We start from the raw sequence: 14625 nt of genomic DNA, 5'->3' as shown, positions 1-14625 counted from the left end.
CTTATGAAAACGCAAACACCTTTTGCCGAACTAAGCGGTGGCCGTTTAATACTGGCAGCGTTTGTTATTGCCTTGTCGAACTTTATGGTCGTGCTCGATACGACCATTGCCAACGTATCTGTACCGCATATTACCGGTAACCTTGCTGTCTCAAGTACACAAGGCACATGGGTTGTTACGTCGTACGCCGTTGCAGAAGCGATTTGTGTACCTTTAACAGGTTGGCTTGCAGGTCGCTTTGGAACCGTTCGGGTTTTTATTTTTGGTCTGATTGGCTTTACCATTTTTTCTTTCTTGTGTGGTCTAGCAAACTCATTAGGGATGCTGGTGTTTTTCCGTATTGGGCAAGGTCTATGCGGTGGCCCCCTCATGCCACTCAGTCAAACATTGCTCATGCGTATTTTCCCTCAAGAAAAGCATGCACAGGCGATGGGCTTATGGGCAATGACTACCGTCGTTGGGCCAATTTTAGGACCAATTTTGGGTGGTCTGATTAGTGATAACCTGTCTTGGCACTGGATCTTCTTTATTAACTTACCGGTTGGGATTATTTGTGTTTTAGCGGCAATGCGCTTGTTAAGAGTGGCTGAAACAGAAACCATTTCTTTAAGAATCGACACGGTCGGTTTAGGTTTGTTAATTCTCTGGATTGGTGCGCTACAGCTCATGCTCGATTTGGGGCACGAACGCGACTGGTTTAACAGCACCAGCATTATCGTTTTAGCTTTAACTGCCGCCATAGGCTTTGTGGTATTCCTCATATGGGAACTCACCGATAAACACCCCGTCGTAGACGTGAAAGTCTTTAGGCATAGGGGCTTTGCTATTTCGGTACTGGCCTTGTCGCTTGGCTTTGGAGCATTCTTTGGCAGTATTGTACTGATTCCGCAGTGGCTGCAAATGAACCTTTCCTATACCGCCACGTGGGCCGGCTATTTAACCGCAACCATGGGCTTTGGTAGTTTGACCATGTCACCGATTGTGGCAAAGCTTTCAACCAAACATGACCCACGAGCACTAGCGAGTTTCGGTTTAATTTTGCTGGGTGGTGTGACCTTAATGCGGGCATTCTGGACCACAGACGCCGACTTTATGGCATTGGCTTGGCCACAAATCCTGCAAGGTTTTGCTGTACCGTTCTTCTTTATTCCACTGTCGAACATTGCGCTTGGTTCAGTACTCCAGCAAGAAATTGCATCTGCTGCGGGCCTCATGAACTTCTTAAGAACCATGGCAGGGGCGATTGGCGCTTCAATTGCAGTCACCGTGTGGGACGACCACGCCAAAGTTGCACGCAGTGAAATGGTGTCAAACCTAAATACTGCCGAAGTTCAAAATAATCTTATGCAAAATGGTTTTTCGGCTGACTCGACCTTAGGAATTATTTCAAACCTTGTCGATAAAGAAGCCATTACCATGTCGGCAAACCATGTATTTTTGCTATTTGCGATGGTGTTTGTCTTTGCAGGGCTGGTCATTTGGCTGTGTCCAAAACCCAAACAGGTTAGCGGTATGCCTTCTCACTAAACGCAAAAAAGCATCTCTTCGGAGGTGCTTTTTTTAGGCCAACTACAAAATGAGTGAGTTTATAAATAGCAGATTTAGCCTGTATTGAAAGAAATAAAGCATGCCAGAATGGGGCAAATCAGTTATAAAAGAGTGTGATAACAAACAAGGAGACATCACACAGAGCACAAAATAAATACCCTCAATCATTTAATATTATTAAAACTTTATTTTTATCAAAGATTAAAAAACTGAAGACCTGAAAACAAAGAAGCTTGCATGGCAATTGCATGGATAGGCAGGCGTATATATTGGAGTTATCACGTGAATAAAAGATATTCATTTTTGTTCAGTAGTTTATTAGCAGTCGGTTTATTACAAGGATGTGGAGATGACTCCTCGTCAGATCAGCCCAAGGATGATTCAAATACAACCCCGCCCAATTTAATTGTAGATAATGACCCGACCAGTTGTAGCAAACTGGCACAAGACGGTTCAAGCGTGGTGGTCGGTTCAAACCAAAATGGTGACCCCGCCGCGCCAGAGGGTGCATCGGGTTATAGACTCGGTAACACGGTTAAATACGCAGATAAATATATGGTGGTGGCAAATACGCCACTTGCTGTTAAAGCGGGTTGTGATGTGTTAAAAGCAGGCGGTAGTGCAGTCGATGCAGCCGTAGCGGTACAAGCCGTGCTTGGTTTGGTCGAACCTCAATCGAGCACCATTGCCGGTAGTGGTTTTATGATGTATTACGATGCCAAAACCAAAAAAGTTACAGCTTATGATGGCCGTGAAACCGCACCGGCAGCAGCCAACGAATTTTATTTAATTCGCCAAAATATATATGACCCAAATTCACCTGCACCTGTACCAAGTGCACGCCGTAGTGGTCGCTCGATTGGTGTGCCGGGTGTGATGCGTTTGCTTGAACAAGCACAAAAAGAGCATGGCAAGCTTGAATGGAAACAGCTTTTTGGTGAAGCGATTAGTTTGGCTGACAACGGTTTCCGCATACCGGGGCGTTTGGCAGATGCAATTGCAAGTAATGCAAACAGCTTAGCGCTCGATGCAGATGCAATGAGAATCTATTTTCATTCAGATGGTTCACCACGCAAAGTCGGCGAGACCATGACCAATAAAGAATATGCAGATACACTTAAAGCAATAGTCTCCGAGGGTGCAAATGCATTGCATACTGGTCGGATTGCTCAAGCGATTGTTAGTGAAGCTAGCCGAACTGAAGGAGAAGACCCAGCAAAAACTCCAATTACCCCAAGTTTGATGACCTTGCAGGATTTATCGAACTATCAGGTGAAAAAACGCGACCCGATTTGTACAACGTACCGTGACCGTTACTATGTATGTACCATGCCACCTCCATCTTCGGGAGGGATTGCAGTTGCACAGACACTGGGTATTTTAGAAAACTTTGATATGTCACTTTATCCACCTAAAAACCCTGAAAATGAAGGCGGTGTGCCCGATGTCATGGGCGTGCATTTAGTGTCTGAGGCAGAGCGTTTGGCCTATGCTGACCGTGATAAATATGTCGCAGATACCGACTTTGTTCGTTTGCCGGCACAGGGTATTCCAAGTTTTATTGATAAAAATTACTTAAAACAACGTGCGGCACTGATTAACCCGAACCAAAGTATGGGCGTAGCACCAGCAGGTAATTTCAATACAGCGGCAGGTGTAGATACCACAGTTGAACATGGCACGACTCAGTTCACGATAGTAGATGCCTATGGCAATGTGGTTTCAATGACATCGACTGTTGAATCGAGCATGGGTTCATTCCACATGGTGGATGGGTTCTTGCTGTCGAACCAATTAACTGACTTTAGCGCAAACCCTTATGACAGCACTGGGGCACCAGTTGCCAACCGTGTAGAAGGCGGCAAACGCCCACGTAGTACTATGGCACCAACCTTAGTATTTAAAGGCACCACGCCAGATGAGTTTTATATGGCAACAGGTTCACCAGGCGGTGGTACGATCATTCAATATGTGGTTAAGACTTTGGTGGGTGCATTGGACTGGAACTTAAATGCACAGCAGGCCACTTCACTTGTTAACTTTGGCGCGACCAATAGCAAAAACACCAATGTGGATAGCTCAAACGTTCAGCTTTCCTTAGTTGACCTGATTGAAGGCTTAAAAGCAAAAGGGCATGGCATATCGAACACTGCGCAAACCAGTGGTATTTCAACGATTATGAAAGTAAATATAAATAATCAAAGTAAATACGCAGGTGGGGTAGACCCACGCCGTGAAGGGATCGTGTTAGGCAATGGTGCTTTATAGACCCAACTTTAAAAAAGCTGTCATTTTTGGTAGCTTTTTTATATGGCCCTTGAAAAAAACAAAAGGCTCTCCATTATGTAAATATGTTCATCAGTAGCAGACTGTTGATAAATTGCACAGCATTTTATTTTAGTTATGCTATGATGTGCAGACATTCATGGGGATGTTATTGGCTTCGACGCCGGTGATGAAACTCATAGATGCATGCCGAGAGCGCATTTTCTCTCGTAAATAAAATTTGCATTTAAATAGTCGCAAACGACGAAACTTACGCTCTAGCTGCCTAAGGGCCGCTTGTCCGCTTCCTAGAATACTTGTGGTCTGGGAACCCGACTGAAGCGCACGCACACAAGTCCGTATAGAGTCAAGCCTCGGGGCTTTATACCAAACTTAGAGGATCGCACCTTGTACCCTGTTCGTCGGGTCACTTGGTGTTAAAACAATAGACGATATCTAAGCATGTAGTATTCTCGAGCGTAGTGCTGGCGGACGCGGGTTCAACTCCCGCCATCTCCACCAAAATACTTTAAATAAATCAGCCACTTAATGTAAGTGGCTTTTTTATTGACAGGTTTTTGACAACTTCTAGTTTGCTTTAATTTTTACTTTCTAGTCTGATCTTTTATTTATTAAAAAAAGTATTATGGGGTTTTATTGATCAATAATGATTCGAGTTTTATCTTCTGGTTTCATACTTTTGTTATTCTAACCTCGTCTAAATATATGGTATGAAAATAATTTTCTGTTTTGAATATTCTTATAAATAAAGTAGTTGTTGTCTGAAAAGATGATGAGTTAAATTGGGGGGGAAATCTAGAGCTTTAATTTTTTAATGAGTAAATTCCTTTAGAGATTTTGGATGAGTTCAATTGCCATTACCATGCCACAAGCTGTAAGAAATACAGATGATAGAGCTATTGTTAAAATCGGCCTTTTTCCTTTTCTAAAATACGACAACACATATTGATATTAAATGAACTATTGGCACATACAACTACACCCAGACTCAAGATTAGACGTTGATACGCTAAAAGCTATACTTATGAAAAAACAAGTTATAGGTATGGGTGAATATTGGGAAGACAAAAAAGGAAATTCAGTAATTGATCCTAAGCTTTTCAAAAATGATATGAAAATTGACGATGTTGTGATGGTTCGTGATGGAAGTACGCCAGTAGCATTAGTAAAAGTAAAGGGTGATGCTTATATAGAGCACAATACAGACGATGAATTTGATTGGTTCAAACTTAGAAGACAAATTGAAATTCTTGGTTTTTACGAAGAAGATGAGAAAAATCTTCTTTATCAGATTTTAACAGCTTATGGTAAAAGTCATATACAAGCGCCAGGCACTTTAACCTGTTGTAACGGGTCTAATGCTACAAATAATTTTATTGTAAAGTGGTATAAGTTAAGGACTTATAAGAGACTAATGGAAAATATAAAACTGTCAGAAGAGCGACAAACTCACATCAAAGTACTTTGGAACAAATTTAAAAATGAAACAAAAGAGGAAGAAAAAAAATTTAATAAGGACGAAGTTGAGAAATTAATTTCTGAATGGAAATTATATAAGCATAAAATTTTAAATGACACATTGAGTTTGGATGACTACACAAACATTTTAGGAAGTTCCACAGCAATAATGCCCGGCGGATATTTATGTAACTTTTTAGAACGAACCACGAGAATTGTTTTAGGTTCTTCAAAGCCTGGTACAGCATTCAATTTTGAAGTGAAATTGAATGATGACAATTCTACTTATCATATCAAAAGTGTAAACAAGTCAAATGCTACTCGACAAGACGCGGAACTTTATTTTAATGAAAAAATAAAAGGTTTACTGAAAAGTATTGTCTCAAAAACTGATCCGTTAGAAAAAATATATTTGATTGAAAATTCAAATTACAGTGCCAAGCAAGTTTTAATGAAACTAGCTGTATTGGATAATTTATCGGACTTTCTCTATATCTACTCTACACAATGGTTAGAAGAACTATATAACGAGTTTATTGATAGTGATGCTGAAGAAATCTTTAGAAAAAACTATCAAGTTTGTCTTGTAGCAAAGAAACTTTTAGACGTAAATGAACAAGACAAAAACGAACTTGTTTTGCTTTCACGTTTCTTATGGCGTTTTGTAAATTCCAAATCGATTGCAGACACAAACAATCCTAATGTTATTCTTTATGGGCCGCCAGGAACAGGTAAAACATTTTCTGTAAAAAGTAGTTTAGATTTTGTTTGTCAAGGTGATACTTCAAGATATGAGGTTTTACAATTCCATCCATCATTTACTTACGAAGATTTTATTGAAGGTATTAAACCAAAAGGCGTTTCAAAAGATGGAAATATTCGCTTTGAGTTAGTAAATGGTATTTTTAAAAACTTTTGTATCAAAGCGAAAAAACACCCTGAAAAGGATTTTTATTTCGTCGTGGACGAAATAAACCGAGCAAATCTTTCAATGGTTTTTGGCGAAACTTTATCGCTATTGGAAAAAGATTACCGACAAGATACTGAAAATAAAAACCTGATTCGAACACAATATTCTGCGCTAATTGAAGATTTGATCAAAGAGGACAATAAATTTAAAGATTTAGCTTATGAAATTCACAACAATGAAGTGAAGTTCGGAGTTCCTAAGAATGTATTTTTTATTGGAATGATGAATGATGTGGATAAAAGTATTGATGCTTTTGATTTAGCACTCCGTAGACGTTTTAAATGGATAAGAAAAGATTGTGATTACGAAGTAATTGAAGAGGAGACACGTTTCAAAGGAAAAGATCAGTTCAATAATATTGGACTGTATGTCAAAGCCTGCGAAAAATTGAATGACTATATTTCTAAAGACTTAGGTTTGGGAAAATCATATGAATTTGGTCATTCATTTTTTATGAAGATTAGCGATATTGCTAAGCGTAAAGATATTACAAATAACAATATTGAAATTTTATTTAACTTGTATTTGCGACCAACATTGAAAGAATATCTAAGAGCCGTATTTGTGGAAAGCGAATTGGAAAGTAGGTTAGATGAAGCGTTGAATAAGTTCAAAGAAACAATAAAATGAAAATTAGTATTCCAGTCAATCATAATTTTTACGAAGAAGCCCCAATTTCAAACTTAGGTAAAGCTTTCGGAGTAAAACAGTCAAGCGTAAAAAACTTGCAAGAAATATTTTCGTCTGTTTATGAATTAAAACTTGGTGCAGAACAACTAAAACAGATCAAAGTATTTCATTTCAAAAGCAAACGTATTTTTGAGCAAGATGAAGAACGTCTAATTTTAAAATTATATTCAAAAGAAAAAGAAAAAGAAAAAAAATACTTTATTCAAACTGGTGTATATGCTGGAGTGCTTTTTTACAAAGGTTGTAAAATTAATATTACAACAAAATATGGCGACACTTTTCTAAAACGTATGCTTAACTTCGTAAATGATATTTACGTTGACAATGAGCCAATACAAGCAAAGACAGATGAAACCGAAAATCAGTTCTTGTTTATTATTGCTCATTTATTTATTCAGTCATTAGAAAAAGCGGTGGTTTTAGGTTTGCCACAACAATATCAAAAACAGCAAGAGCGAAGTCAAAAAGTAAGAGGAAGTATAAATTTTAATGATTACTTAAAAAGAGATATTCTATTTCAAGGAAAACTAACAACAACTTTCAGGGAACGAATGTATATTCAAGAAATCATTGATGTTTTATATTTGGCATTAAAGAAATTAGAAAGTGTTTTCGGCAAAGAAATTCACAGCCGTTTGCTTGGTTTAAGTCAATTTTTAAAACAACAATATTCTGGTCGTTTTGCGAGTTACGAAACAATACAAAGAGCCAAAACATACCAAACTATAAACAATCCAATGTATCGTGGTTTCAAAAAAGTTTTGGAGTATGCAGAAATAATTTTATTGAACAAAGACCTAATACCCGATAATGATAAGAAAAGTTTAGAGACAATAGGTTATTTGTTTGATATTGCAGAATTATATGAAATTTATCTTGAAAAACTTTTGAGTAGAAACTTTCCTGAATGGTCGGTAAGTGGACAAGTTGATATTCCAATTTACAAACAGCAATTTTATCGTAGATCAATATTTCCAGACTTAATAATGAAACATAAGGAAACAGGCAAAATTATTGTTTTTGACGCAAAATTTAAGAAAATGGAAATGCAAAATAATGACATTGATAGGTCAGATTTACACCAAATACATTCTTACTCGGGTTATTACCAAAATAACTTAATAGCAAGTGGTTTGATCTATCCATTATCAAAACAATTAGACGTTGAGAAGTCTTACTCTGAAACTTTATACGGTAACAATAATAATGATGTGTTATTTATAATAGATGGAATTTATGTTCATGAGACCCAAACAATGGATGATCTAATTGAAAGTGAAGATATATTTGTAAAACGAATAGCAGATTTGATAGGCAAAAAAGACATAACTATTTAACAAAAGTAACATCCCTATTTCTTTCTTGAAGAGCGTATTTAGAAACTCGGTAATTTGTAGTTATTATACTGACTGCGGCACGCCCTGCATTAATTAAAGCTTCTCTATCGCTATTTATCTGGGAATTTGCACAACCATTCATAAAAAGCATAAACAGAAGAGCACAGATAAATTTAACATAAGTTCTGCTTACTAACATTGTGTGGATCTCCGAGGAATTCTCTGAGTTGTTTTTATTATTTGAATCAGTTGGGGTAATTTACGTTAACTCACTTTAGAAAAAGCCTTCAACATTCAGGGCCTTTTCTCGCTTAGATTAATTTTTTACATTCAATATCATTTAACGGTGAATCAGTTTTCATAATGATTTTTTCAATTTTCGGTTGAAGTACCAAAGCCTCTTTTGAAAGTTCTTTCGCTTTAGCTGATATCTCACTTCCGCTTTTTCCTTTAAGTTTTATATATTTTTCAATGTATTTATTACTTACACATAATGAATCTAAAGCATCAATTGACATCTTACTTTTTTTGCCAGAAGCCATTAAATCTAGATCATCATTAAGCTTTATGTTTAAAGAGTCATAAGTTGTATTAATTGTATACATTAAAAAGGTGGCATAACTTAGCAACTGATCATTAGTTTCAGTTACCTTGTTAGCTTCATTGTATGCTGCTTTATACAGAAACTTTGTGTAATAAAGCTGATTAAACTGGGCATAGAGTGATGCTTCATATGCTTGGGTTATATCAGCCTCAGTAATTCCATGTTTTTGAGGGCGGACTTGGCTACATGCTACTGTTAAAAGAGACAATAAAATAATACAAAGTTTAGATTTCACAATTAATTAACCATTTCTTATTCAGGCAGGGAATAAATAGATTTAACTATAACTAATTTATAAAATTAGCTATATAAAGCTCCTTTTAATTGGAGCTTTATATAGTAATATTTAATTAATATTTTCAACTATTTACAAACTTGTTGAAAAGTTGCTAGAGATTTTTCTTTGCTATCTCTTAGCTTGATAATTTCATTTCTTGCTTCGTATAGTTGCTTAACACTTTTCTTGGTGTCTTCGGTGATATTGGCTTTATATTGCTCATCCATATTATTTACATAGTTTTGCATGTAGACGGTCAGCCAACAGACATCGTTGAGATCGGTATAGTCAAACTTATTTTTATCTAAGCCAGTTAACCAATTACCATACTCATCATTCAGTAGACTTTGTGCAGTTCTTACTTTTACAAAAGTATTTTTGAAAATGATCTCTTTTAGAGCTGGTTCTTGTTTTACGTCTTTATTGGCTTCCAAAATCAATTTTCTATTATCAGTAACGTAATTCTTGAAGTCCTTTTGAATAAATGTATCTACATCCTCTTTTTCAGATGCTTTACATCCATTGAAGCCAACCAAAAGAAGCGGTGCTAAAAATATTAATATCGTTTTCTTCATATTATTACTCGTGACTAGAAACTACTGAGCGGCGGTGTATATTGATATTGTCGTATAAACTGCGATACGGTAGCACTATCATAAGGACGACCAAATACTTTCTTATACATATTCTCATTAATTAGATATGGTCCATTATTCTCATGAATAGGCTAAACTAATTAAAAGATATCTCTTAAAAGAGGAGTCTTTCATAAAGAAATCTTCTATTGACATAAAGATGACTTACTCTGAAATTTTAAATAACTTTCTAAGATATTAACCCTATATGGTTACATATAACTTATTTTTTAGTTTAAGTAAGTTTTGATATTATTGTATTGAAAATTAGAGCAGGAACTATAATGACAAGTCCTATTTTTTTACAAGACCTTCCTATTGAACAATTAGAAAAGCTTTCAAAAAATGATATTCAAAAGATTTCTAATGCTGAAAAACTCTATTGGGATAATAAACCTCATATTATTTACTACGTGGCTGTACATGGTGCTAAAACTCAGAACGATGGTTTAGTTAATGTATCTTCTACTAATACAAAAATTAAAGGATTATCTATTGCCCGTGTTGGAGATGAAGTTATTTATGCAGATGGCACAACCTCCAAAATCATCTCTGGTGCTGGTACAGCATGTATTGTTGATGGATCACCGGTAGCTCTAGTGGGCAGTCGATTAGAAAATGGGGATGAAATTATTGAGAGTCCGAATAATACTATTGCGATTAGAATTTACAAAGATCAGGCCTTACCTCAAAACTTTTTGAGTCATGACTAATTTTTAAGGGGTAGGCTATGGCTAAAGGTTTTGCGATTCACAACGCTATTACTGATCATGGTGGAGTTGTTCCATCTACACAATCGAGAAGTTCTCAGATGGGAAACTTGTTTGTTAGAGCTGGTGATGGTCATATGTGCCCTAAATGCAGGTGTTGGTCAGTAGTTATTAAAAGTCATGACCATGTGATTTTTGATGGTAAACCAGTAGCATATGTGGGTGATAAATTATCATGTGGTGCAACGATTCAACCACAACAGTCTCATGTTGTAGGAGAGAGTGGTAGTCCTTATTCTGGAAAGGACAACCAAAAAGATTCATCTATTAATAAAAAATTTGATGAGCAAGTTCAAGTAGAAATCAATAACAGTTTTTCAGAGTTTTTTGCAGGATTAGGCTATAGACTTAAAGTTGGAGAAAAGGTCATTGAGGGAACTTTAGATTCTAATGGCAAAACAGAAAGATTTGAAACTCAGAATGCTGCACAGGTTTCTGAATTTGAAATCTTTTTTAAAGACAAAATTAAATATTTCTCAGATTTAGATGGAGAAGAGTAAAATGGGCTTTAGTATTCTTGAAAATAATTTAGATAAAATAATTACTAATAATAAGAAAGATAGCTTGGCCAAATTGAAATTAAGGACGAGAACTTTAACAGCAGGGGAAATTGAGTTATGCCAATTAGTCTATAAAAATACAATAGATTATTCTAAAGTTACAATTATAGAAGGTAGTTTTTTTCCATTTGATTTACAGAATGAAGATACTTTTGTGACTCCAAATGGACATATTTTCATTCCAACCAAACATTTTTTATTGGATTATAGTAAGGAAGATATAAGCTATAAACATTTATTTATTCACGAAATGGGGCATGTTTGGCAACATCAAAGAAAGAATAGAGTACTTATAAGTGCGGGAATAGCACAGGCATGTACAGTTTTTAAGGACCCATATAAATATAATATACATAATGCCGACACTGTGGCTGACTATGTCAGATATAAGAGTAATAAGAAATTTGTAAATTACAACCTAGAGTCACAAGCAGAAATTTTTGCAGATTACTGGGCATTAAAAACAAATAATTTACAGGCTATTAGTAGAAAAAACTTAATCAATATAGATAGAAATAACTTACAGGCTACAATAGCAGTCTATGAAGAAAAAATAAGAGAAGTAATTAAGTAGATCGATATGAAAGAGAAAAAAATTGTTGGATATGTCTTAGTAACATTATTTTTAATTTCAATTATTTTTATGCTCAATAAAAATAAGAATGAAGAATTTAAAATAAGCTTGATACATGATAGCTTAGTTATCAATTTCCCAAATAAAATCTTTGTTAAAAATTATGCAATTAAAGATTTTGAAAAAGATAATTTTTCAACTCCAAATGGACCAACAGAGTATAGAAAAGTATTAGAAAACTCATACTACAAAGAAGTTGATCATATAAAAATAGAAAATATTTCAAAATACAACATTATACCAGATCATGCTTATTTTTATGTTATGACTCAAGAAAATGATCATGATTTAAATGCTAGACTAAAATCTCTAGGTTTCTGTATAAAAGGAAATAGTGTGCTATTACAAAGTAGCCGAGAGAAGGATTCAGATTTTATAGAAAAATGTCATGCTAAAGATAAATAAAATTTTAACCCTGATAGTAATCATTTATTATTAACAAGATAAAATTTTAATGAAACTATTATATTTATTACTTTTTATTAGTAGTACTGTTAACGCCTCTCCATATGCCACCCTATATGTAAAAATTAAAGACAATGATGTCTGTGTATTTACAAAAGGAGATTACGATAAAACACCGGATGACAAAACTTTGATTTACATGGGAAAAGTGGATGGAATTAATACTTTTCATGATTCTTATTCAAAGACTTATTTGAATCTTAAAATGCCTATTATTGAAGAGAACTGTATTAAAATTAATAAATCAGAGTTTAAAGAGAATTTGCCCTATTCGATTTGGCTTGAAACTGATCAAGAGTATAATCAACGAATATGTGTAAATCAAAATTCCGAAGGAAAAACTGTATTATTAGATGCTAAAGCAGATCTAGAAAAAGGTACATATTGTGGCACAATTATTGGTTAGTTAGCTTATTTTAGAGCTTTAAAATTCAAAGTATTTTATATGAAATCACTTAATAAGTTTCTTATTTTATTTATTCCTTTTCTAGTTATGGGTTGTACAAGCTATAACAGAACAAGAACCGATATTGTTATTTATAAAAATGAAGGAAATCTCTATTTCTCATTCCCGACAGATAAAAAAGTTTTGGTATATCATTATGAAATTAATGACTATGAAAACTTTGAATCAGATGGTATGACTTACAAACGACTATTTGTTTCTCAAGAAATTGACAAAGAAATGAAAGAGATTATTTTGGAGAACTATAAATCAAATGAAATTGTAGAAAAACATGCTTACTATATGTTGCTAGGAGAACAAGGATTAAATAACACTAGTGTTGGATTCACTACTATAGGTTTTTGTTTGTATAAAGATAAGGTTCTTACCGAACAGAAAAGTGAGAACACTAATACATTTATTCAAAAATGCCATGATTTATAATGCTGTAAATAAAACTACGCAGATGCTTAACCTCAGACCTAGTAGTGGGGGGATTACATTAAAAGTACTTTGCATTAAATTATTGTATTTACTGATTTTTATGAGTGGTTCTGTTAGTGCTTCTCCCAGTTCAACATTATATGTAAAAATTAAAAACAATAATGTGTGTGTATTTACAAAAGGGGGTTATGATAAAGCATATGGAAACCAGACTTTAATTTATATGGGTAAAGTAGATGGAATTAATGCTTTTCACTCTTCATATTCAAAAACTTATTTGAATCTTAAAATGCCTATTATTGAAGAAAACTGTATTAAAATTAAATCTTCTGAATTTAAAGAGCCTTTTCCATATGATGTTGTTCTTGAAACAGACCAATCATATACACAAAGAATTTGCGTAAATAAGACTTCAGAAGGTCACATAACATTATTAGAAGCTGAAGCAGACCTTGATAAAGGTATATATTGTGGCATTAATCAATATGATTACTCTAGTAATGGCCTTTGGACTAAATTAAAAAATCTCTTTTATTGGGTAATTAATTTTTTAAATTAAAACACTTAAAGAGATCATAGATGATTTTGGATACTATATATGTATTCAGTTATAGCTCTTCATTTCCACAAGTGAAGAGTTTTTTATTCTATAGTCTGACACACAATTGATCGAATCTAGTTCATTTCGAGTAGTCGAAATGGGAGAAAGATACAATTGAACCAAACTCTCTTATAAGCAGGCCCCGTGCCACAACAGAACTTTAATTTTTTGCGCTGATTTAAAGTCATCCACCATTGCGACACAGAGATAAGGGAGCTAAGCCAAACGTTTAGCCCATGTCTTCTTTATCGCACCGCCGCATCACATTAAAAAAAGTAGGGGCAAAGTCCTGTGGGAGAGCAGGACTTTGCAAACTGACATGTTCTAGACGTTGCATGAGCTTATGCGAATACACTTGTTCAAGCCGTTGATAGATACAGTCGCAACTGGCTTGGGTGTGCCCACCAGACAGGCAAATTTCTTCAAAATCCTGCTGAGTGTGAAGGTCACAACCCGAAACGCTGTAATCGCTGACAACGAGGCCTAAAACCAAAATAGTTTTATAAAATTTCATATTATTCTCGTAATGATTGGGGATATATCAATGAGAAAAAATAAACCGCTATATTTTAAGTTTTAAAATCATTTTTAAAGGCAATAGTTAACTCGCCTATAAAAGCAATAAAATAAAATGACTTAAATTTTAAAGTAAAAATAATTTATAGATTTAAAACTTTAGATAATAGAAAACCCAAATTTTAAATAAATAAAAAGTTTATAAGGGAGAGGGGATTAATCTAAAAAAGGTCATGGTTAACTCCTAGAATTTATGGAGCCCTACCACCAAAAATCACCGTCAATTGATTATGGTGGTAGAACGAAAGGGGGTTAGCAGACTGGGATCCAAGGAACCAGCACGCGCGAGCGCGTCCCCCTCCCGTCCTACCGCAAAGAAAAGGGA

The 14625-nt window shown here is 34.9% G+C and carries 13 protein-coding genes, 1 other RNA gene and 1 pseudogene; 12 read left to right on the top strand and 3 right to left on the bottom strand.

Annotated features, from left to right (window positions below; genetic code table 11):
- Window positions 1-3: 3 nt before the first annotated feature.
- The 5 genes from ACO6UW_RS04765 to ACO6UW_RS04745 all read left to right on the top strand — a co-directional run bounded on the left by ACO6UW_RS04765 (window position 4) and on the right by ACO6UW_RS04745 (window position 8289).
- Window positions 4-1527: a DHA2 family efflux MFS transporter permease subunit gene (locus tag ACO6UW_RS04765; protein WP_057062213.1), complete on the top strand. Its 1524-nt coding sequence runs from the start codon at window positions 4-6 to the stop codon at window positions 1525-1527.
- A 303-nt stretch (window positions 1528-1830) separates the two neighbouring features.
- Window positions 1831-3816 (top strand): gamma-glutamyltransferase, encoded by a 1986-nt coding sequence (gene ggt, locus ACO6UW_RS04760; protein WP_057062214.1) that lies wholly within the window; start codon window positions 1831-1833, stop codon window positions 3814-3816.
- 159 nt (window positions 3817-3975) lie between these two features.
- Window positions 3976-4335, top strand: a transfer-messenger RNA (tmRNA) gene (gene ssrA / locus ACO6UW_RS04755).
- A 454-nt stretch (window positions 4336-4789) separates the two neighbouring features.
- Entirely contained in the window at window positions 4790-6892 is a 2103-nt protein-coding gene (locus ACO6UW_RS04750) for an McrB family protein (protein ID WP_017387081.1), read from the top strand.
- Window positions 6889-8289 carry an McrC family protein gene (locus ACO6UW_RS04745; RefSeq protein ID WP_057062215.1) on the top strand — a complete coding sequence of 467 codons (1401 nt, stop codon included), beginning with the start codon at window positions 6889-6891 and terminating at the stop codon, window positions 8287-8289. The genes ACO6UW_RS04750 and ACO6UW_RS04745 overlap by 4 nt, the downstream gene beginning before the upstream one ends.
- 311 nt (window positions 8290-8600) lie before the next feature.
- Here the strand turns inward: ACO6UW_RS04745 and ACO6UW_RS04740 are convergent, their stop codons facing one another.
- Together ACO6UW_RS04740 and ACO6UW_RS04735 are read right to left on the bottom strand one after the other, a co-directional pair.
- On the bottom strand, window positions 8601-9128 hold the full coding sequence (locus ACO6UW_RS04740) for a hypothetical protein (protein ID WP_017387082.1): 528 nt from the start codon (window positions 9126-9128) through the stop codon (window positions 8601-8603).
- 128 nt (window positions 9129-9256) lie between these two features.
- The gene (locus ACO6UW_RS04735) at window positions 9257-9745 is read right to left on the bottom strand and encodes a hypothetical protein (protein ID WP_017387083.1); all 489 of its coding nucleotides are present in this window, start codon (window positions 9743-9745) and stop codon (window positions 9257-9259) included.
- Between the two features lie 344 nt (window positions 9746-10089).
- Here ACO6UW_RS04735 and ACO6UW_RS04730 point away from each other — a divergent pair, with 344 nt between their 5' ends.
- The 7 genes and pseudogenes from ACO6UW_RS04730 to ACO6UW_RS04700 all read left to right on the top strand — a co-directional run bounded on the left by ACO6UW_RS04730 (window position 10090) and on the right by ACO6UW_RS04700 (window position 13682).
- Window positions 10090-10518, top strand: a complete 429-nt coding sequence (locus tag ACO6UW_RS04730) for a PAAR domain-containing protein (protein ID WP_016141971.1) — start codon at window positions 10090-10092, stop codon at window positions 10516-10518.
- Between the two features lie 17 nt (window positions 10519-10535).
- Window positions 10536-11075: a PAAR domain-containing protein gene (locus ACO6UW_RS04725; RefSeq protein ID WP_057062216.1), complete on the top strand. Its 540-nt coding sequence runs from the start codon at window positions 10536-10538 to the stop codon at window positions 11073-11075.
- 1 nt (window position 11076) lies between these two features.
- On the top strand, window positions 11077-11709 hold the full coding sequence (locus ACO6UW_RS04720; RefSeq protein ID WP_348891802.1) for a peptidase: 633 nt from the start codon (window positions 11077-11079) through the stop codon (window positions 11707-11709).
- 6 nt (window positions 11710-11715) lie between these two features.
- A complete protein-coding gene (locus tag ACO6UW_RS04715; protein ID WP_005803091.1) occupies window positions 11716-12174 on the top strand; it encodes a hypothetical protein in 459 nt (152 codons plus the stop codon).
- 49 nt (window positions 12175-12223) lie between these two features.
- A pseudogene (locus tag ACO6UW_RS04710) lies at window positions 12224-12628 on the top strand (NF045616 family extracytoplasmic (lipo)protein); the annotation flags it as partial.
- A gap of 51 nt (window positions 12629-12679) precedes the next feature.
- Window positions 12680-13123 carry a hypothetical protein gene (locus tag ACO6UW_RS04705; RefSeq protein ID WP_032013107.1) on the top strand — a complete coding sequence of 148 codons (444 nt, stop codon included), beginning with the start codon at window positions 12680-12682 and terminating at the stop codon, window positions 13121-13123.
- A 73-nt stretch (window positions 13124-13196) separates the two neighbouring features.
- Window positions 13197-13682 (top strand): NF045616 family extracytoplasmic (lipo)protein, encoded by a 486-nt coding sequence (locus tag ACO6UW_RS04700; RefSeq protein WP_032052509.1) that lies wholly within the window; start codon window positions 13197-13199, stop codon window positions 13680-13682.
- 271 nt (window positions 13683-13953) lie between these two features.
- On the opposite strand, the gene ACO6UW_RS04695 is transcribed toward ACO6UW_RS04700, so the two are convergent.
- On the bottom strand, window positions 13954-14238 hold the full coding sequence (locus ACO6UW_RS04695) for a hypothetical protein (RefSeq protein ID WP_057062217.1): 285 nt from the start codon (window positions 14236-14238) through the stop codon (window positions 13954-13956).
- Window positions 14239-14625 lie beyond the last annotated feature (387 nt).

Source organism: Acinetobacter sp. JADD-222 (assembly GCF_049310645.1).
This window is presented reverse-complemented; position numbering and strand designations above follow the sequence as displayed.